Genomic DNA, 17925 nt, shown 5'->3' on the forward strand with positions numbered 1-17925 from the left:
CGCTACTGCGCCGACTCGGTCGGCGCATGCCCCGGTGTGTGGGATTCGTAGAGGGAGACGTGCCAGGCGCAGCCGGGCCCCGGGCGCAGGGCCGCGCGTCGTTCGTGCGGACCGGTGATCGGCGGTTGGGGCTCGAACCCGTTGGCCCGCAGCCGGTTCAACACGTTGTCGAGGTCGTCTACCTTGATCGCGAGAAACGGAGTGTCGTCGTCGCGGTCGGTGCCCGCGAGCATGACGCGCACGCCGTGGCTGTCGAACTGGGCCCAGCGGTCGCCGTCGAGGACGGTGGGTCCGGCGCCGAAGACGGCGGTCAGCAGGGCCACGGCGGCGGGCAGGTCGTCGGTGGGGAAGGCGGGGCCGATCCGCTGGATCGTCATGGGTGCTCCCTGGCAGTTCGTGAGGCGGGTTCGTTCCTGGTGTGCGTGACACGAATCGCCGAATAGGCGGCGGTGTTCGCCCGCACCGACTCGGGCAGGTGGCCTGCCATGCTCATGAAGCCGTGGAACATCCCGTCGTACCGGTGGATCTCGGCTTCCACACCGGCGTTCCTCAGCCGCAACCCGTAGTCTTCACCCTCGTCGCGCAGCGGATCGAACTCGGCGGTGACGATGTACGCGGGCGGCAGTCCGGACAGGTCGGCGGTCAGCGGGTTCGCGTACGGGTCGGCGCCGTCGTGCGAGCCGAGGTACTGACTCCAATACCAGCGCAGGTGCGCGGCGGTGGTGAAGTAGCCCTCGGCGTTCGCGCGGTAGGACTCGGTGGCGCAGGCTGGGTCGAGCATGGGATACAGCAGCAGTTGCCGGGCGAGCTTCGGGCCGCCGCGATCCCGTGCCATCAGCGCGGTGACGGCGGCGAGATTGCCGCCCGCGCTGTCGCCGGCCACGACGAGTCGGGCGGGATCGCCACCCAACGACTCGGCGTGGTCGGCGACCCAGCACAGCGCCGCGTACGCGTCCTCGGCCGCCGCCGGAAATCGGTGTTCGGGCGCCTGGCGGTAGTCCACCGAGACCACGATCGCGTCCGCGCCCACGGCCATGGCCCGGCAGAACCGGTCATGGCTGTCGAGGCCGCAGATGACGAATCCGCCGCCGTGGCAGAACATCACGACCGGCGCGGGCCGCGGCGCGTCTTCGGGCCGGTAGATCCGGACCCGGACCTCGGACTCGCCCGGTGGACCGGGAATCCGCCGCTCCCGCACCTGCGCGACGGGAATCGGCTCGGTGGCGGGGGCGGGGCGAGCGGCGAGCAGCCGCCGCGCCTCGGCGGCGTCGAGCACCTCGGTGCCCAACGCGGGGAACGCGGCGGCGGCGGCATCGACGATCACCTGCGCCTCGGGCGTCAGCGGCATCGCGGCTCACTCCTTCGGCTGGTGCTCGGCGCCGGGCGGCAGGAACTTGCCCGCCGCCAGGCCGCCATCGATCGTCACCTCGGCGCCGGTGATGTAGGCGGAGGCATCGGAGGCCAGGAACGCGACCAGCTCGGCGACCTCCTCCGGCGCGCCGGTGCGCTGCAGCGGCAGGGCCGGGAAGCTCCCCGGGCCGGTGGTGAGGTACGGGACCATGGGCGTCGCGATCGGGCCGGGATGTACCGAGTTGACGCGAATTCCGGCCGGGCCCAGCTCCAGTGCGGCGGTTTTGGTCAACCCGCGCAATCCCCACTTCGACGAGCCATAGGCGGCGTGTCCCATCAGCCCCTCCAGGCCCGCCTGCGAGGAGATATTGACGATCGAGCCGCCGCCTGTCCGCGTCATCGGACCGACCACGGCCTGGATACCGCGGAACGGGCCGACCAGATTCACGCGCAGAATCCGCTCGAGTTCCTCGGGTGCGGTCTCGGTCAGCGGCCGGGCGGTGTAGATGGCGGCGTTGTTCACCAGGACGTCCAAACTGCCGAACGCCGAGACCGCCAGCGCCGCGGCGGCATCCCAGTCGGCGCCGACGCTTACGTCGTGCCGGAGGAAACGCGCCGCGTCGCCGAGGGATTCGGCGAGCTCGGCGCCTTCGGCTTCCAGCACGTCGGTGATCACCACGCGGGCGCCGCGCCGCACGAACAACCGTGCTTCGGCCGCGCCCTGTCCCCGGGCGCCGCCGGTGATCAGCGCGACCTTCCCATTCAGGTCAACCATGTGGAACTCCTCGATATGTCGGCGAACGCCGGTCAGCTGTTGCGGAAGTGGGGGATGACTTTCTCGCCCCAGTGCCGGATGGTCTCCAGGCACGCCTCTTGCGGCACGGTGCCCATCTGGATGAGGCACAGGATCTCGTCGGCGCCCGCCGCCTGCAGCCGCTCGACGTAGGCGATGGCGTCCTCGGGGCTGCCGTAGGCGTGCTCGACATTGAAGACCGAGGTGGCGCCGGTCTGCACGGGGATCTTGGCCTCGTGCAGGTAGGCCACGTGGTCGTCGGCGGCCTGCTTGATCGCGGCGACCTCGTCGGCGTTCGGATCGACGGCCTCGTCGGGCGCCGGGCCTGCACCGTAGTAGTGCTTGATGGACTGGGCGAAGAAGCGCTGCCCGCGGGCGCCGATCTGCTGTGCCTTCTCCCGGTCGTCCAGGACGATGGTCGGGCACAGCGCCGCGAAGTGGTCGTTCACGACGGTGGATACGAACCGCTCACCGGTGCGGGCGGCGATCGCCTCGTCGTAGGTGCGCCGTAGTTCCGCGATCTCCTCCACACCGGCGAAACCGAGGACCAGCGCGCCGATGCCGTAGTCGGCGGCCATCTTCAGCGTGTCCTTCTTGGTGCAGGCCATGAACAGCGGCGGATGCGGCAGCTGCTGCGGCCGCGGCAGCAGTGAATGCGGCGAAACCTGCAAAAGCTCACCGTGATACTCGAATTCGGCTTCCGGGTCCTGCCACGCCTTGCCGATCATCCGCAGCGACTCCTCGACCTCTTGATAGGTGCGCTCGGGGTCGACACCGCACATGGAGGTCTCGACCGGCGTCGCCCCGCGGCCCGCGCCGAGGTTCAGCCGGCCACCGGACAGCACGTCGAGCATCGCGGCGCGTTCGGCGGCCCGCACCGGGTGGTTGAAGTTGAACGGCATGCACACCACGCCGTGTCCGATCCTGATCCGCTCGGTCTTGGCGGCCACCCAGGTCAGGAAGACTTCCGGGGCGCTCATGTGCGCGTACCACTTCAGGCCGTGGTGTTCGACGGCCCAGACGGTGTCGAACCCCATCCGGTCGGCGAGCACCGCCTGCTCCACGCAGTCACGCAGCACCTGGTGCTCGTGCTCGCGCGACGGGTCGGCCATCTGGGCTTCGAAGATCATCGAGAACTTCATCCGGTCTCCTTTTCGCTCGCCCGGTCGGGGCGTTGTCTGCGGTTACGTCGAGGGGCTCATCCCGGGGCGGGACCGCCGAAAGCGGTATGCCTAATCGAAATATGACCGCCGGAACATCTGAGGTCAGGAGCTAGTCCCGCTGGCCGGGACCGTCCGGTGCCGGGGGCCGATGGGCGTCCTAGCGTCGGTGAACAAGCGATGGTCAGAGAGGACGGGAATCGGTGGGACAACTCGACGGCAAGGTGGCGCTGGTCACCGGCGGGGCGCGCGGCATGGGCGCCGAGCACGTGCGGCAGTTCGTCGCCCAGGGCGCGCGAGTGGTGTTCGGTGACGTACTCGATCACGAAGGAACGGCGCTGGCCGCCGAGCTGGGCGCGGCCGCGCGATACGTGCACCACGACGTGACCAGTGAGGCCGACTGGTCCGCCGCGGTGTCCGAGGCGGTCGGCCACTACGGGCGGCTCGACGCGGTGGTGAACAACGCGGGCATCCTGCGGTTCGTCCCGATCGTCGAGATGGGCCTGGCGGACTTCACCACGATCATGACGGTCAACGTGACCGGCACCTGGCTCGGCATCAAGACCGCGGCGCCCGCGCTCGCCGAGACCGGAGGTGGATCGGTGGTCAACGTCTCCTCGGTGGAAGGGTTCGTCGGCGCTGCCGGTCTGTCCGCCTACAGCGCGAGCAAGTTCGCCATTCGCGGCATCACCAAGTCGGCCGCCCGGGAACTGGGGCACTTGGGCATCCGGGTCAATTCGCTGCATCCGGGCGGCATCGCCACCCCCATGACCGCGGGAGTGGCCGGAGCCTCCGGCGTCGACGGCGACAACTTCTTCGCGAGCCTGCCGATTCCGCGCTGGGGGCAGCCCGCCGAGGTCTCGCACGTGGCGGTGTTCCTCGCCTCGGACGCGGCAAGCTACTGCACCGGAGGCGAATTCGTCGTCGACGGCGGCATGCTCACCGGTTGCGGCTACTGACGGAAGCGATGCGATGACTCAGGAATTCGAATTCGACGTGGTGGTCGTCGGTTCCGGCGCGGCGGGCATGACCGCCGCCCTGACGGCCGCCTACCGCGGGCTGTCGGTGACGCTGATCGAGAAGAGCCGATCCTTCGGCGGGTCCACCGCACGCTCCGGCGGCGGCATCTGGATCCCCAACAACCCGGTATTGCAGCGCGAGGGCGTGCCCGATAGCCCCGAGCTGGCCCGCACCTATCTCAAAGCCGTTGTCGGCGAGCGTGTTCCCGAAGCGAAACAGCTGGCGTTCCTCGACCGCGGCCCCGAGATGATGCGCTACCTCGGCGCCCGCAGCAAATACTGGGAGTTCGTCTACGACCGCGGCTACTCCGACTACCACCCGGAGTTTCCCGGCGGCCTGGCCCAGGGGCGCAGCATCGAGCCCGCGCCCCTCGACGGCAGGCTGCTCGGCGGCGACCTGCACAAGATCAACCAACCGACCATGTCCGGTCCCAAGGGAATCGCCTTCACGGTCAGCGACTTCCACGACCTGAACATGATCGCCCGCACCTGGGCGGGCAAGCGCACCGCGCTCGAGGTGGGTGTGCAAGCGGTGCGCGACAAGCTGCGCGGGCGGTTGCCGCTGAGCCTGGGCAAGGCGCTCGTGGCCCGGCTGTGGTTGTCGCTGCGTGACGTGGGTGTGCCGGTGTGGTTGAACACGCCGCTGACCGACCTGATCACCGAAGGCGACGCGGTGGTCGGCGTGCGCGCCGAGCACGACGGGACGCCGGTGGTGATCAAGGCACGCCGCGGCGTGGTGCTGGCCGCGGGCGGCTTCGAGCACAACCTGGAGATGCGCGAGCAGTACCTCAGCGGTCCGCAGTCCACCGACTGGACCGTGGGTGCCACCGAGAATGTCGGTGAGGGCATCGTGGCAGGCCAGAAGGCCGGTGGTGCGGTCGATCTGATGGACGACGCCTGGTGGGGCCCATCCGTGCGCAACCCCGACGGACCGCCGTTCTTCTGTCTGGCCGAGCGTTCCCAGCCCGGCGGCATCATGGTCAACCACGCCGGTCGACGATTCGTCAACGAATCCGCTCCGTACGTGAACGTCGTGCACACGATGTACGAGCAGGAAGCGACCGGCGGCGGCCACATTCCGGCGTACTTCATCATGGATCAGCGCTTCCGGGACCGGTACCTGTTCCTCGGGAACTTCCCCAAGCGCCCCCTGCCACAGAAATACCACGACGCCGGGATCATCGAGCAGGCCGCTACCCTCACCGAACTCGCGGCGAAAATCGGTGTGCCACCGGCGAATCTGACCGCCACCGTGGAGCGGTTCAACCGCTTCGCCACGGCCGGTCGCGACGAGGACTTCCGCCGCGGCGACTCCGCCTACGACCGCTACTACGGCGACCCGACCGTGCGGCCGAACCCGTGTCTGGCCCCGATCGAGCAGGGCCCGTTCTACGCGGTCGAGATGGTGCCCGGCGATCTGGGTACCAAGGGCGGCTTGGTCACCGACGAGCACGCTCGCGTTCTCGGCGCCGACGACCGGCCGATCGCTGGCCTGTACGCGGCGGGCAACAACTCGGCCTCCGTGATGGGCAACGACTACGCCGGAGCGGGCGCGACCATCGGTCCGGCCATGGTGTTCGGCTACATCGCCGCCGATCACCTCGCGGGCGGTGACCCGCGCGAAACCGCGAAACCGCCCGCACAGGCTGCGGCGAACCGGACCGAAGGAGATCGTTGATGGGACGGGTGGACGGCAAGAACGTCATCGTGACCGGCGGCGCCCGGGGCATGGGCGCGGCCTTCGCGCGACGACTGGTCGCCGAGGGCGCTACCGTGGTGATCACCGACGTCCTGGTGGACGAAGGCGCCGCGCTGGCCGCCGACCTGGGCGACGCCGCGACCTTCGTGCCGCTCGACGTCACCGACGAGTCCGCGTGGCACGACGTGGTCGCCTACACCGAGAAGGTGTTCGGGCCGGTCTCCGGCCTGGTCAACAACGCGGGCATCGTGCACGTCGATCCGATCGAGCGGCTGGCCGAAGCCGACTTCCGCAAGGTGATCGACGTCAACCAGGTCGGGGTTTTCCTGGGTATGAAGGCGGTGCTCGGGTCCATGCGCCGGGCCGGTGGCGGCTCCATCGTCAACATCTCCTCGATCGGCGGCATCATCGCCTTCTCCAACATCCTCGGCTACACCGCGTCCAAGTGGGCCGTGCGCGGCATGACCAAGACCGCGGCGCAGGAATTCGCCGCCGACGACATTCGGGTCAACTCGGTGCACCCCGGTGTCGTGGTCACGGAGATGACCGCCGATTCGGCGCGCTCCCAGGGCATGTCGGGCAACCAGCCGATTCGCAGGCCAGGCCGCCCGGAGGAGCTGGCCAACCTGGTGCTGTTCCTGATCAGCGACGAGTCGAGCTTCAGCACCGGGTCGGAATTCGTGGCCGACGGGGGCTACACGTGCCTGTGACAACGCCCAGCAGGACAACCCGGCGGGCCGACCGCCGAGCGAGACAAGGAAATCAACCGTGAAGAACTTCGAGGGCAGGACCGCGGTGATCACCGGCGCGGGCGCCGGCATCGGCCGGGCCGTGGCGGTCGAACTCGCCCGGCGCGGCGCGCGGCTGGCGCTGTCGGGCCGCAACGTGGAGAACGTCGCCGAGACCGCGGCGCTGTGCGGCAAGGAAGGCGCCCGAGCCCGCGCCTACAAGCTGGACGTGACCGACCGGGACGCCGTCTATCGCCACGCCGACGAGGTGGCCGGTGACTTCGGCGGAATCAACCTGGTCGTCAATAATGCCGGAGTCTCGCTGACCGCCAACGTGGAAGAACTCAGCTGGGCGGACTTCGAATGGATCGTCGGCATCAACTTCTGGGGCGTCGCGTATGGCACCAAGGCGTTCCTACCCCATGTGATCGCCTCCGGTGACGGGCACATCGCCAACGTGTCGAGTATGTTCGGCCTGGCCGCGTGCCCCAGCCAGGGCGCCTACAGCGCGACGAAATTCGCGATCCGGGCCTTCACCGACGCGCTGCGGCAGGAGATGAACATCGCCGGGCACGCGGTGGGCGTCAGCAGCGTCCATCCCGGCATGATCAAGACCGAGATCGCCTGGAAGGCGCGCGCGGGCGGCGATCGCGATCGCGACGCGCTGGCCGCCAACTTCGACCGGCTGGCCAAGACCACCCCGGAGCAGGCCGCGCGGGTCATCGTGAACGGCATCCGCAAGAACAAGGCGAAGATCTTGATCGGTACGGACGCGCGTGTGATCGACTGGCTGCCACGAATCTTCGGTGCCGGATACCAGAAGATCCTCACCGCCCAGATGAAGAACGAAGTCGCTTAGCGGGTTTCGGTCGAATACGAGGTCGCCCCGGCCGCCATGGCGGCCGGGGTTTTCGTGAGCGATTCAGCACGGTTACCGGACACCGTCGACGTGGCAGCCGCGGCAGCGGTGTACGTCGACGGTGTTCCGTCGGTCGGGCTCGTCGCCGCGCACGACCAGCGCGTCGCACGCTGATCGCGGTACGGACGGTGGGATCTCGCCGGACGCTCAGTATCGAGCCGCATTCGAACACAGGACGCGTTTGAGAACCTTCCCGCCCGCGTTGCGGGGTAGCGACGCCACGAACTCGATGCGGCGCGGGACCTTGTACCCGGCCATCCGAGTTCGCGCCCACGCGGTGATCTCCGCCGCGCCGATGGGCACCGATGCGTTGCGGACGACGAAGGCGCACCCCACTTCGCCCAGACGGTGGTCGGGGATGCCGACTACGGCCGCTTCGCGAATACCCGGGTGGGTGAGCAGGATCCGCTCGATCTCGGCGGGATAGGCGTTGAAACCGCCGACGATGAACATGTCCGCGATGCGGTCGGTGACGCGCAGGTAGCCGTCGGCGTCCAGGGTGCCGATGTCGCCGGTGCGCAACCAGCCCTCGGCATCCACGGCGGTCGCGGTGGCGTCGGGATCATCGAGGTAGCCGTGCATCACGTTGGGGCCACGAACCACGATCTCGCCGGGCTCACCGGCCGGTACGGGCCGACCGGACCTGTCCACGACGCCAACCCGCACGCCGGGCAGCGCTTTTCCCACGGTGCCCGCGACGAGATCCGCGGGCGCGTCGGGCGAGCAAACCGTGGCGACGCCGGTCGATTCGGTCAGCCCGTATCCGGTGAACACCTTCTTCACACCCAGATCACGGCGGATTCGCTCTACCAACCCGCTCGGCACGATCGCTCCACCTGTACCCGCCAGCCGCAGTGAACTCAGATCCCGGTCCACGCCCCGGTCGCAGGCGAGCAGGTCGTAGAAGAGCGTCGGGGGACCCGTCAGTACAGTGATCCGCTCGCGCTCGACGACGCCGAGCACCTGCTCGGGATCGAATCGGGGCACCGGCACCATGGCGGCGCCGCGCAGCAGACACGCGATGATCCCCGCCTTGTATCCGAAGGTGTGGGCGAACGGGTTGACCAGCTGATATCTGTCCTCGCCGGAGAGCGACACCGCCTCGGCCCAACGGGTGAACGCTTCGATCGTCTGCCGGTGGGTGGCGGGCACCCCCTTCGGCACACCCGTGGTGCCGGAGGTGAACAGGATGTCGCAGACCGCCTCCGGATCCACGGACGAACTGCGCGCCTCGGCCTCCTGCGCAGGTACGCCGGTACCGAGCGCGAGAAAGCGAGACCACGACAGCACATCGCGCCCTTCGTCCCGGGTGTCGTCCAGGAGAATCGTCGTCCGCAGATCCGGCAGCGTGTGCCCTGATTCCCGCAGCATTCCCACGTAGTCGTTGCCGAGGAAGTCGCCGGACGTCAACAGCATGCGGCACCGGCTACGAACGAGCAGATCAGCTGCCTCGCACCCGCGTAGCCGAGTGCTGATCGGGACGAGCGTCGCCCCCGCGCCGAGCGCACCGAGCGCGGCGATCACCCAGCGCGCACTGTTGGGCGCCCAGATCGCGACCCGGTCGCCGGGACGCACCACCGATCGCGCCATCATCGCCCGCGTGACGCTCTGCGCCGCGGCGGCGAGTTCGGCGTAGGTGAGCTGCCGCCGCGGGGCCACCACGGCGACGCGTGCGCCGTCGCGCCGTGCCCGGTCGGCCAGCACCGCGGGAATCGTCGCGAGCTCACCGGTCGCCGCGCGCCGTCGATCCATGGGGCGATCGTGCCGGACCAACCGCTCGATGCGGCCCGATCACCGCCACATATCCCGCTGACCGGGAACCTTTCCTTCCCGAAACACCCCACGGTGCCGAGTAGATACTCGCGCGCTGTCGCCGTACCGGCGGCCGTGGGACCTGCTCGAACGGGCGTGGTTGTCGATCCTGCTCAGCGGGACCGCGGCTACGGCAGGTGACCGCAGGCACGGCACGCTCGAATCGGGCGACAGGTGTGCGCGCCGCGGTTGGCACCCGGCACGACACAGTCCGCTGTACGAGATCCGAATCGCGCTGGGGCGCGCGGTGTTCAGTGAGTGCTAAGGAGTGACATGACCGCCGGAGCAGAGCTAGCGGAGCGAAACGACGAGGCAGCGGGCGCGGCGGCGGTCGTCGAACTCGACGGCGCCTGTTCGCTGCCGCGGGACCGGATCGGCGGGAAAGCGTGGAGCGTCAACCGCATGCGCGCACTCGGTCTTTCCGTGCCGCCCGCGTTCGCCATCACCATCGACGGCTGGGCCGACTTCGCGGCGCGCGGGGTGATCAGCGAGGACATCTGGCGTGCGGTCCGCGCGGGCATCGCCGCGCTGGAACGGGGTACCGGACGGACCTTCGGATCCGGCGCCCGCCCGCTGCTGGTGTCGGTGCGCTCGGGTGCGGCGGTGAGCATGCCCGGGATGATGGACACGGTGCTGAACCTCGGCATGAACGAGGTTGTCGCAGGAGCGCTGGCGGCGGAGACCGGGAACTCGGACTACGCGGTCGACACCCGGGAACGCTTTCGCACCCAATACCGCGAGACCGTGCTGGGTGACCCGGCCGGTGCGGTGCCCGAGGACCCGTGGGAGCAGTTGCGCGCGGCCATCAGCGCCGTGTTCCGGTCCTGGGACTCGCCCCGGGCGCAGACCTACCGGCGCAATCGCGGCGTGTCCGGAACCATGGGCACCGCGGTGACGGTGCAGGCCATGGTCTTCGGCAATCTCGACGAGAATTCCGGCACCGGTGTGCTGTTCAGCCGCAACCCGAACACCGGGGAGCGCGCGATGTTCGGGGAATGGCTGGTCGGGGGACAGGGCGAGGACGTGGTGTCCGGCCGGACGACCCCGCGACCGCTGGAGGAGCTGGCTGCCGCGCTGCCGCAGGTCCACCGCGAACTCGTCGCGGCGGCCGACCTGCTGGAACGCGATGGCCGCGATATCCAGGACATCGAATTCACCGTCGAATCCGGCGCACTGTGGCTGTTGCAGTCCCGCCCGGCCAAGCGCTCGGCGCGGGCGGCGGTGCGAGCCGCGGTGGCGATGGCCGAGGAAGGACTCATGGGCACGGACGAGGCGCTGAGCCGGGTCACCGCCGAGCAGGTGCGGGCCGTGCTGCGTCCGGCGACCGGTGAGTACACCGGAACACCGCTGGCCCGTGGGGAATCCGCTTGTCCAGGACTGGCGACGGGCGTCGTCGTGAGCGATCCGCACGAGGCGGAGCGCCTCGCGGAGGCAGGCGAGGACGTGATCCTGGTGCGCCCGACCACCAGCCCCGACGATCTGCACGGCATGATCGCCGCTCGGGGGATCGTCACCGGGCTGGGCGGCGTCACGTCGCACGCCGCGCTGGTCAGCCGTGAAATCGGCAGGCCGTGTGTGGTCGGCTGCGGTCCGGACGTCGTGGCGGCGCTCGTCGGCAGGCTCGTCACCGTGGACGGGGGCGCGGGCATGGTGTGGCCGGGCCGCGTCGAAGGCAGAGCCATCGACGCGAGCACCCTCGCGGATGCGGGCAGGCTGGCCGGCTGGGCGGGCACCGACGTCGACGGGTTGGCGGCGTGGCTGGAGGCGTGGGCGGCCGAGGGCCCCATCCGAAAGGAGGCGGAGCCCTCGGCGACGGTGACCGAGATTCCCGACCTCGATCTGCTGCGGCTGATCGGGATCAAAGGCCGTGCCGCGCACGACGCGCTCGCCGCGGGCGTCGGTGCGGCTGTCGAGCCCGTCGCCGCCCGATGCGAGGAGCTGGTGGCCCGAGGCCTGTGCGCCGCGACGCCGATCGGGGTGCGCCTCACACCGGAAGGCAGACAGCACTTGGACGGCCTGCTGGCGACCGAGCGACGGGCGGTCGATCGGGCCCAGATCGCCTCCGTCTATGCCGAATTCTGTGCGTTCAACGGCGATCTCAAGGAGATCGTGACCGCGTGGCAGATGAAGGATCCGGCCACGGTCAACGATCACGCCGACACCGACTACGACGGTGCGGTACTGGCCCGGCTGAGCGAACTGCACCGTGCGGTGCAGCCGCTGCTGCGGCGGATCGGCGACGTCGCGCCCCGGCTGGCCCGCTACTCCGCCCGGTTCGCGCAGGCGATCGAGCGGATCGCGGCGGGTGATCACGCCTGGGTCGCGCGGCCGGTGCTGGACAGCTACCACACCGTGTGGTTCGAGCTGCACGAAGACCTGATCGGGCTGTGCGGCCTGAGCCGCGCCGACGAGGCGGCGGCCGGCCGTGCCCACTGAGACCGCGGGAGAAGCCACTGTGCCGGAGGACCGGTGGGTCGAGTTCGCCCAGATCGACAACGTGCGCGATCTGGGCGGGCTGCCCGTGCGGGGCGGCGGGACCACCCGCCTCGGGGTGGTCTACCGATCCAGCACTCCGCAGCACCTCACCGAAGCCGATCTGGCGAAACTGCTCGGACCGCTCGGCCTGCGTACGCTGATCGATCTGCGACTGCCCGACGAAGTGGAGCGCGAGGGCTACGGCCTGCTGGCAGGCACGGATGTACGGCGGGTCTGTCTTCCGGTGCGCAAGTCGCCGCAATCCTCGCTGGCGGCAAGGGATCTGGTCCCCGACGCGGGCCGGGTCGACTTGGTGGACCTCTACGGCAAGCTGCTGGCAGGCAGCGCCGACTCCATCCTGGCGGCCGTGCGGCTCGTCGTCGACGCGGACGGCCATTCGGTGCTGTTCCACTGTGCCGCGGGCAAGGATCGCACCGGTGTGCTCGCCGCGGTGCTGCTCGACGCGGTCGGCGTGCCGCCGGAGGCGATCGCGGTGGACTACGCGCTCACCGGTGAACGCATGCAGCGGGTCCGCGACCGGCTCGACGCGCTCCCGTCCTACGCGGGCCTGCCCCCGGTCGACACCGGCATCCTCGCTGTCGAAGCCGAGGTGATGCGGCGTTTCCTCGCCACCCTGTCCACCGAACACGGCGGCGCGGGCGAATGGTTGCTGACCAGCGGTTTGAGCCGGGCCGAGCTGACCCGCCTGCGCGAAGTGCTCACCGTGGCAGAAGGGTGATCCGCGCTCGCGCTACTTCTGAACACCAGGAGCCGTGGATCGACTGCGCGGACAGACGAGAGAGCGGGCCGGTGGATACCATCCACCGGCCCGCTCTCGTCTGCGACTACTGAGGCAGCAGCTTGCCTTTCAGCGCCTCCAGCGTCGCGCCGTCGATGCCGAGCCCGTCGGAGACGAACCGGTCGAACGACCCGAACGACGCACCCGCCTGGTCGAAGGCGGCGTCGAGGAACTCAGCGCTCACACCGAGGATCGGCTCGAACAGCGCGGGATCGGTGACCAGACCTTTGGCCACCAGACCGTCCATCAGCGCTTTGTTGCCCGCGGCCAGATTGTCGTTCGATTCCAGATAGTCCTTGTACACCTGGCCCTTCGGGACGCCCAGCGCCGTCATCAGGATCGCGGTCATCCAGCCGGTGCGGTCCTTGCCTGCGGTGCAATGGAAAAGCACCGGCCCGTTCGCGGTCGCGATATCGCGGAGGGTGGCCCCGAACTGCGTGCGGGCCGTGGCGTCGGTGACCATCCAGCGGTAGTAGTCGCGCATGATTCCGGCGGCCTTGCCGTCACCGAACATCTGCTGCTGCGCCGCCGGACCGCCCTGCACTGCCTTGCCCACCATCAGGTAGAAATCGTTGCCCGGGTCGTACACCGGACGGGCGAGCGAAGGAATCGACGCGGGCAGCTTGTCGGGGTTGGCCCCGGACTCCGCCGGACTGCGGAAATCGATCACCTTGGTGATGCCGGAGGTCACCAGCTTCTGCTGGTCGGCGGCGGTGAGCTTGTCCAGGGCGTCGGTGCGGAAGACGACGCCCGTACGCAGTTTGCCATTGCCCTGGGTGGGATAGTCACCGATATCCCGGGCATTCGGCGCCGCCGACAGGTGCATGGAACGGTCGTGCACGGTGTGCACGAGCCCCGGGCCCGCCAGCGCGGTCGTGGTGGACGGGAATACGGCGATCAATGCGGCGGCGACACCGGTCATCGCACCGCGAATGGCACGCGAAATCGTCACTGGATCATTCCTTCCATAGGGTCGCGGCCCGGCGACGCCGAGCCGGCAGGTGGCCGGAGTGCGCGACCCCGGCCACAGCTCAGGCGTCGGCGAGCAGGGTGACCGTGCCGGCCGATCCGTCGACGCGCACCCGCTGCCCATCGGCCAGGCCGGTGCTCGCGGTCTTGGTGTCGACGACGCAGGGGATACCGAATTCCCGGGCCACGATGGCGGCGTGCGAAGCCGAGCCGCCGATGTCGGTGACCACCGCGGCGGCGTAGGCGAACATCGCGGTGTGCCCGGTATCGGTGACCGAGGCCACCAGGATGTCGCCCGGCTCGATGTCGTCGTCGAGAGACAGCACCCGTTTCACCGTGCCCTCCACGACCCCGGGGCACACCCCGATACCGGTCAGGCTCTCTCCGGGCGCCAGGGCGTCCACGTCAGGTAGCGGCGCCCAATCGCCCGCGATCACATCCGGCATCCGCACGCCCTGCAAGCGCGTCAGCTCCGCCCGCCGACGTGCTACGCGCTCGGCCATGTCGGCAGGCGCCCAGAGGATTTCATCGAGCGTGAGAAAGCAGGCGTCCTCGGCTTGCTGGAGTCGCCCGGCCCGGATCAGCCGTTCCGCTCGCTCGCGTACGGCCAGGCGCAGACAGTGGGTGTACCGGACGACGGCATCGCGGACGCGTTCGCGCGCCATCGTCGCACCGGCCGCCATCCGCGCGGTGCGCACCGGCGACGGGTCGACCGGCTCCCGCTCGGGTGCGGGCATCTCGGCAGCTCGTGCGGCGGCGATCACCAGCAGTTCGGGTCGATCGCCGAAGGTCGGGTTGAGCAGTTCGCACTCACCCGGTCCACGGTGCCCGATCTTGCGGAGCTCCTCGTCCAGCGCGGCGGAGAAAGCCGGGGAGATCGCCCGCGCCGTGGTGACGTCCCCCGCGTGTGCCGCTTTGTGCAACGCGGCGTCGGTGCGGCACAATCCGGCGAGCCGTTCGACGGCGAGCATGGTCCGGGCCGACTCCAGCCGCTCCAGATCGATCGGCACGGCCGCGGATTCCTTACCGCGGGCATGGATGGCGGTCGCCGCGCCGGTCATCATCACGCCGATGGATGCCGCCGCCCAGGACTGATTCAGCCGGTCCCGCCACAGCAGTGCTCTGGCATGGAGTTGCTCGTCGGTGAGTTCGCGCATCGCCTCGGCGCCCAGGCATTCCCGATGCGCCGCGGCGTTGATCCCGTCGGTGGTCTCGCGATACCGCAGCGCGGTGCGCAGCACCCGGCCTGCCGCGCGCCACGTGGCGCGGGTACTGGCGAAGCCGGTCGGTGTGGGCGGTTTGCCGTGCGGGGTCAGGGAGATCTCCGCCGGGATGTTGCCGTAGACGTCGCGGCGGATGCTCTGCTCGTCCCAGCCCGGCATGTTCTCCGCGGCCAGCACGCCGATGGAGGCGTTGATGTAGATGTGGTGGCCGAGCACGGTCGTGACGCGACTGGTCCAGTGCTCGAGCGCTATTCCCTCCAGCGCGATCATCCGGCCCATCGCCGCGTTGGCCAGCCGGATCGCGCCCGCTTGCAGGTCGACGGTCAGTGGTGTCAACGGCCCGGGCAGCGCCTCGGAGGTATTCGTCGCGGTGTGCACGGGATAGGCCGGGTCGACGCGATCGTCGAACTCGCCCTCGAGTCCGTCCGGTGCGACCGACACCAGGGAATGCCCGTCGGATGTGCTCGCCCGAGTGGGTATCACGTAGCCGGGCAGGGGGATCGCGCCGGTCTCGGTGACGAAGTCGTCCCCGTCGAACCTGCGGCCGACGAGACCGCGGACGATGTCGGCGGCGACGTCCGAGGCGTTCCAGCCACAGCGGAATCCCCACTCGTCGCGCGCCGCCGTCGCGTCCACCAGCGGTAGGTGCCGGGTACGGGACACCCATCGGGACGTCCGCGTCCCTGCCGCCCGGACGATGCGGCGCGCGTCCTCGGGCGAAATGACGCCGGAAGCGGCCAGTTCGACCACGCCGGTGCGCGGCGACGCGGTGGCGAGCACCAGGAAGCGTTCGAAGTCGTCGGTGTGCAGCACCTGCGGCCCGTTCGCCCGGCGAGCACCCAGCAACGGTGCCAGGATGCGCCAATTCTCGCGCTCGATTCGCCTGCCCGCGACCGGCGCGGTGCGCACGATCAGGGCCTGGACCCCACTGGATCGCACGACGTCGGTGGCCATCGAATCCGAACCCGCGACCACGGGGACCATGATCCGGGCTCCGGCGGCTCGGGCCGCCTCGGCGATCGCGGCGAGTGGACCGCCGAGGTGCACCACGGTCGCGCAACCGGCGACGGCCTGCGCGCAGGTCGATGGACCGGCCGGATCGCCGGTGATCACCTGGACCCGTGGGTCGACGTACCGGTGCCGCGCGTGGTCGAGCCCGACGACTTCGTATCCGGCGGCCAGCAGCATGCGCGCCACCGCGCGACCGGTCGGATCGGACACTCCGGTGACCAGGACCCGCATGAACATTCCTCCTCGCTGGCGTCCACGCAGACGTGACGCCGTTCACACACCATCGCCACCGGGCGAGCGAGCGACGGCCCGCAGTCCCGATGAACGGGACCGGTGGGTCGCTCACCAAGACGGGCAGGCGGCCACCACCCGCAGAAGGGGAACGTCGTTGCCATGAGTGGTCGGAATTCGGTCGCGCCCCGCGCGGTCGCCGAAATACGCGCCTTCGACATCGAGACCGATGTACTGGTGGTCGGCTACGGATGCGCCGGGGCCGCGGCGGCCTTCGAAGCGGCGACGGCGGGCGCGCGGGTGCTGGTACTCGACCGGATGGGTGGCCCGGGTGGCGCGTCGGCCCTGTCCGGCGGCGAGGTCTACCTCGGCGGCGGCACGCCGATCCAGCAGGCGTGCGGATTCGACGACGACCCCGCGGCCATGGCCGCCTTCCTCGGCGCCGCACTCGGCCCCGGCGCCGACCCGGACAAGATCGCTCGGTACAGCGAGGACAGCGTCGCGCATTTCCACTGGCTGGCCGATCGCGGCGTGCCGTTCAAACCCAGCCTGTGGGACGCGCCCACCTGGGTGCCGCCCACGGACGACGGGCTCATGTGGCTGGGGGAGAACAGCAGGCCGTTCGCCGAACTCGCCAGGCCCGCGCCACGCGGTCATCGCCCCACCGCCGACGACTTCGGCGGCAAACTGCTGATGGACTGCCTTGCCGAGGCGGCCCGATCCGCCGGTGCGACAACTCTTTTCGACACCCGCGCGACCTGCCTGATCGTCGCGGGCGACGGCACTGTCGCTGGTGTCGTGGCCCGGCGGTACGGCGTGGAGCTTGCCGTGCGCGCCCGCCGCGGCGTCGTACTGACCACCGGCGGATTCGTCGACAACGACGCCATGCTCGCCGCCCACGCCCCGAAACTGCTGGGGCACACCAAGGTGAGCGCGGGCACCGACGACGGCAGCGGCATCCGGATGGCGCAGGCGATCGGCGCGGGCGTGCGGCACATGGGTACCGGTCAGGTCGGCATCTCGCTCGTCCCCGGCCTCGCCGCGCGCGGCATGGTCGTGAACAAGCATGGGCAGCGGTTCGTCAACGAGGACACCTATCCCGGTCGCATCGGTCAGGCGGCGCTGTTCGGCCGGGGCATGGACACCTGGGTCGTGCTGGACGAACGGGCCTACGACGAGGTGCCGGAACAGCAGCGGTGGGGCGTGCGGCCCACACACGTGGCCGAAACGGTCGAGGAACTCGCCGACCTCATGGGCGTGCCGGGTGCCGCGCTGCGTGACACCGTCCGCCGGTACAACGCGTTCGCCTCGGACGGCGCCGATCCCGAGTTCGGGAAGGCGGCGCGCTGGGTGCGCCCCCTCGAACCGCCGTTCGCCGCGATAGATGTGCGGGCGGGAGTCCGGCCACCGGCGCAGGCGGGTGATCGCCGCGGTACCGGCGCCTCCGTCTTCACCCTCGGCGGCCTGCACACCTCGCTCGACGGCGCCGTGCTCGACATCGACGGCACCGCGATCCCCGGGCTGTTCGCCGCCGGGCGTGCCGCGAGCAACCTGCACGGCGAGGGCTACATCAGCGGCACATCGCTGGGCGACGGCACGTTCTTCGGCCGCCGCGCGGGCGTCGCCGCCGCCAGCGACAGCTGATCGCGGCGGTGGATTCCGGTCATCGGGATGGATCGGTTCCCCGGGCACCGGACCGGCTTAGCGTCGAAACGAAGGCACTACGAGGAGGACTAC

14 protein-coding genes are annotated in these 17925 nt (G+C 70.0%); 7 read left to right on the plus strand and 7 right to left on the minus strand.

Annotated elements, in window-relative coordinates; all coding sequences use genetic code 11:
• Positions 1-2: 2 nt before the first annotated feature.
• The 4 genes from LTT66_RS28645 to LTT66_RS28660 are packed head-to-tail and all read right to left on the minus strand — an operon-like array spanning position 3 to position 3285.
• Positions 3-377: a VOC family protein gene (locus tag LTT66_RS28645; RefSeq protein WP_233061704.1), complete on the minus strand. Its 375-nt coding sequence runs from the start codon at positions 375-377 to the stop codon at positions 3-5.
• Positions 374-1348: an alpha/beta hydrolase gene (locus tag LTT66_RS28650; protein ID WP_233061705.1), complete on the minus strand. Its 975-nt coding sequence runs from the start codon at positions 1346-1348 to the stop codon at positions 374-376. Before LTT66_RS28650 ends, LTT66_RS28645 begins: the two co-directional genes overlap by 4 nt.
• 6 nt (positions 1349-1354) lie before the next feature.
• Positions 1355-2125 (minus strand): glucose 1-dehydrogenase, encoded by a 771-nt coding sequence (locus tag LTT66_RS28655; protein WP_233061706.1) that lies wholly within the window; start codon positions 2123-2125, stop codon positions 1355-1357.
• Positions 2126-2157: 32 nt separating this feature from the next.
• A complete protein-coding gene (locus LTT66_RS28660) occupies positions 2158-3285 on the minus strand; it encodes an LLM class flavin-dependent oxidoreductase (protein ID WP_043687053.1) in 1128 nt (375 codons plus the stop codon).
• Between the two features lie 272 nt (positions 3286-3557).
• Between LTT66_RS28660 and LTT66_RS28665 the strand changes: the two genes are divergently transcribed.
• Genes LTT66_RS28665 through LTT66_RS28680 form a run of 4 tightly spaced genes read left to right on the plus strand, consistent with a single transcriptional unit; the run spans position 3558 to position 7608 of the window.
• Positions 3558-4262, plus strand: a complete 705-nt coding sequence (locus LTT66_RS28665; RefSeq protein WP_233069429.1) for an SDR family oxidoreductase — start codon at positions 3558-3560, stop codon at positions 4260-4262.
• A 13-nt stretch (positions 4263-4275) separates the two neighbouring features.
• Positions 4276-6000: a 3-oxosteroid 1-dehydrogenase gene (kstD, locus tag LTT66_RS28670; RefSeq protein ID WP_233061707.1), complete on the plus strand. Its 1725-nt coding sequence runs from the start codon at positions 4276-4278 to the stop codon at positions 5998-6000.
• Positions 6000-6731 carry a glucose 1-dehydrogenase gene (locus LTT66_RS28675; RefSeq protein WP_233061708.1) on the plus strand — a complete coding sequence of 244 codons (732 nt, stop codon included), beginning with the start codon at positions 6000-6002 and terminating at the stop codon, positions 6729-6731. Before kstD ends, LTT66_RS28675 begins: the two co-directional genes overlap by 1 nt.
• A gap of 58 nt (positions 6732-6789) precedes the next feature.
• Entirely contained in the window at positions 6790-7608 is an 819-nt protein-coding gene (locus tag LTT66_RS28680) for an SDR family NAD(P)-dependent oxidoreductase (RefSeq protein WP_233061709.1), read from the plus strand.
• 207 nt (positions 7609-7815) lie between these two features.
• On the opposite strand, the gene LTT66_RS28685 is transcribed toward LTT66_RS28680, so the two are convergent.
• Positions 7816-9420 (minus strand): FadD3 family acyl-CoA ligase, encoded by a 1605-nt coding sequence (locus LTT66_RS28685; RefSeq protein ID WP_233061710.1) that lies wholly within the window; start codon positions 9418-9420, stop codon positions 7816-7818.
• A 333-nt stretch (positions 9421-9753) separates the two neighbouring features.
• Here LTT66_RS28685 and LTT66_RS28690 point away from each other — a divergent pair, with 333 nt between their 5' ends.
• Both LTT66_RS28690 and LTT66_RS28695 read left to right on the plus strand, forming a co-directional pair.
• The gene (locus LTT66_RS28690) at positions 9754-11916 is read left to right on the plus strand and encodes a pyruvate, phosphate dikinase (protein ID WP_233061711.1); all 2163 of its coding nucleotides are present in this window, start codon (positions 9754-9756) and stop codon (positions 11914-11916) included.
• Positions 11906-12694, plus strand: coding sequence for a tyrosine-protein phosphatase (locus tag LTT66_RS28695; RefSeq protein ID WP_233061712.1), 789 nt, complete (start codon positions 11906-11908; stop codon positions 12692-12694). The genes LTT66_RS28690 and LTT66_RS28695 overlap by 11 nt, the downstream gene beginning before the upstream one ends.
• A gap of 106 nt (positions 12695-12800) precedes the next feature.
• On the opposite strand, the gene LTT66_RS28700 is transcribed toward LTT66_RS28695, so the two are convergent.
• Together LTT66_RS28700 and LTT66_RS28705 are read right to left on the minus strand one after the other, a co-directional pair.
• The gene (locus LTT66_RS28700) at positions 12801-13706 is read right to left on the minus strand and encodes a tyrosine-protein phosphatase (protein ID WP_233061713.1); all 906 of its coding nucleotides are present in this window, start codon (positions 13704-13706) and stop codon (positions 12801-12803) included.
• Positions 13707-13785: 79 nt separating this feature from the next.
• Entirely contained in the window at positions 13786-16194 is a 2409-nt protein-coding gene (locus LTT66_RS28705; RefSeq protein WP_233061714.1) for a PEP-utilizing enzyme, read from the minus strand.
• Positions 16195-16350: 156 nt separating this feature from the next.
• Here LTT66_RS28705 and LTT66_RS28710 point away from each other — a divergent pair, with 156 nt between their 5' ends.
• The gene (locus LTT66_RS28710) at positions 16351-17832 is read left to right on the plus strand and encodes an FAD-dependent oxidoreductase (protein ID WP_233061715.1); all 1482 of its coding nucleotides are present in this window, start codon (positions 16351-16353) and stop codon (positions 17830-17832) included.
• Positions 17833-17925 lie beyond the last annotated feature (93 nt).

Source organism: Nocardia gipuzkoensis, assembly GCF_021183645.1.
In the GTDB taxonomy this organism is placed as follows: domain Bacteria; phylum Actinomycetota; class Actinomycetes; order Mycobacteriales; family Mycobacteriaceae; genus Nocardia; species Nocardia abscessus.

Coding starts and splice junctions, on each gene's coding strand:
- LTT66_RS28655 (WP_233061706.1), bottom strand. CDS start 2,125: ATGGTTGACCTGAATGGGAAGGTCGCGCTGATCACCGGCGGCGCCCGG.
- LTT66_RS28665 (WP_233069429.1), top strand. CDS start 3,558: ATGGGCGCCGAGCACGTGCGGCAGTTCGTCGCCCAGGGCGCGCGAGTG.
- LTT66_RS28675 (WP_233061708.1), top strand. CDS start 6,000: ATGGGACGGGTGGACGGCAAGAACGTCATCGTGACCGGCGGCGCCCGG.
- LTT66_RS28705 (WP_233061714.1), bottom strand. CDS start 16,194: ATGTTCATGCGGGTCCTGGTCACCGGAGTGTCCGATCCGACCGGTCGC.
- kstD (WP_233061707.1), top strand. CDS start 4,276: ATGACTCAGGAATTCGAATTCGACGTGGTGGTCGTCGGTTCCGGCGCG.
- LTT66_RS28710 (WP_233061715.1), top strand. CDS start 16,351: ATGAGTGGTCGGAATTCGGTCGCGCCCCGCGCGGTCGCCGAAATACGC.
- LTT66_RS28645 (WP_233061704.1), bottom strand. CDS start 377: ATGACGATCCAGCGGATCGGCCCCGCCTTCCCCACCGACGACCTGCCC.
- LTT66_RS28690 (WP_233061711.1), top strand. CDS start 9,754: ATGACCGCCGGAGCAGAGCTAGCGGAGCGAAACGACGAGGCAGCGGGC.
- LTT66_RS28660 (WP_043687053.1), bottom strand. CDS start 3,285: ATGAAGTTCTCGATGATCTTCGAAGCCCAGATGGCCGACCCGTCGCGC.
- LTT66_RS28685 (WP_233061710.1), bottom strand. CDS start 9,420: ATGGATCGACGGCGCGCGGCGACCGGTGAGCTCGCGACGATTCCCGCG.
- LTT66_RS28650 (WP_233061705.1), bottom strand. CDS start 1,348: ATGCCGCTGACGCCCGAGGCGCAGGTGATCGTCGATGCCGCCGCCGCC.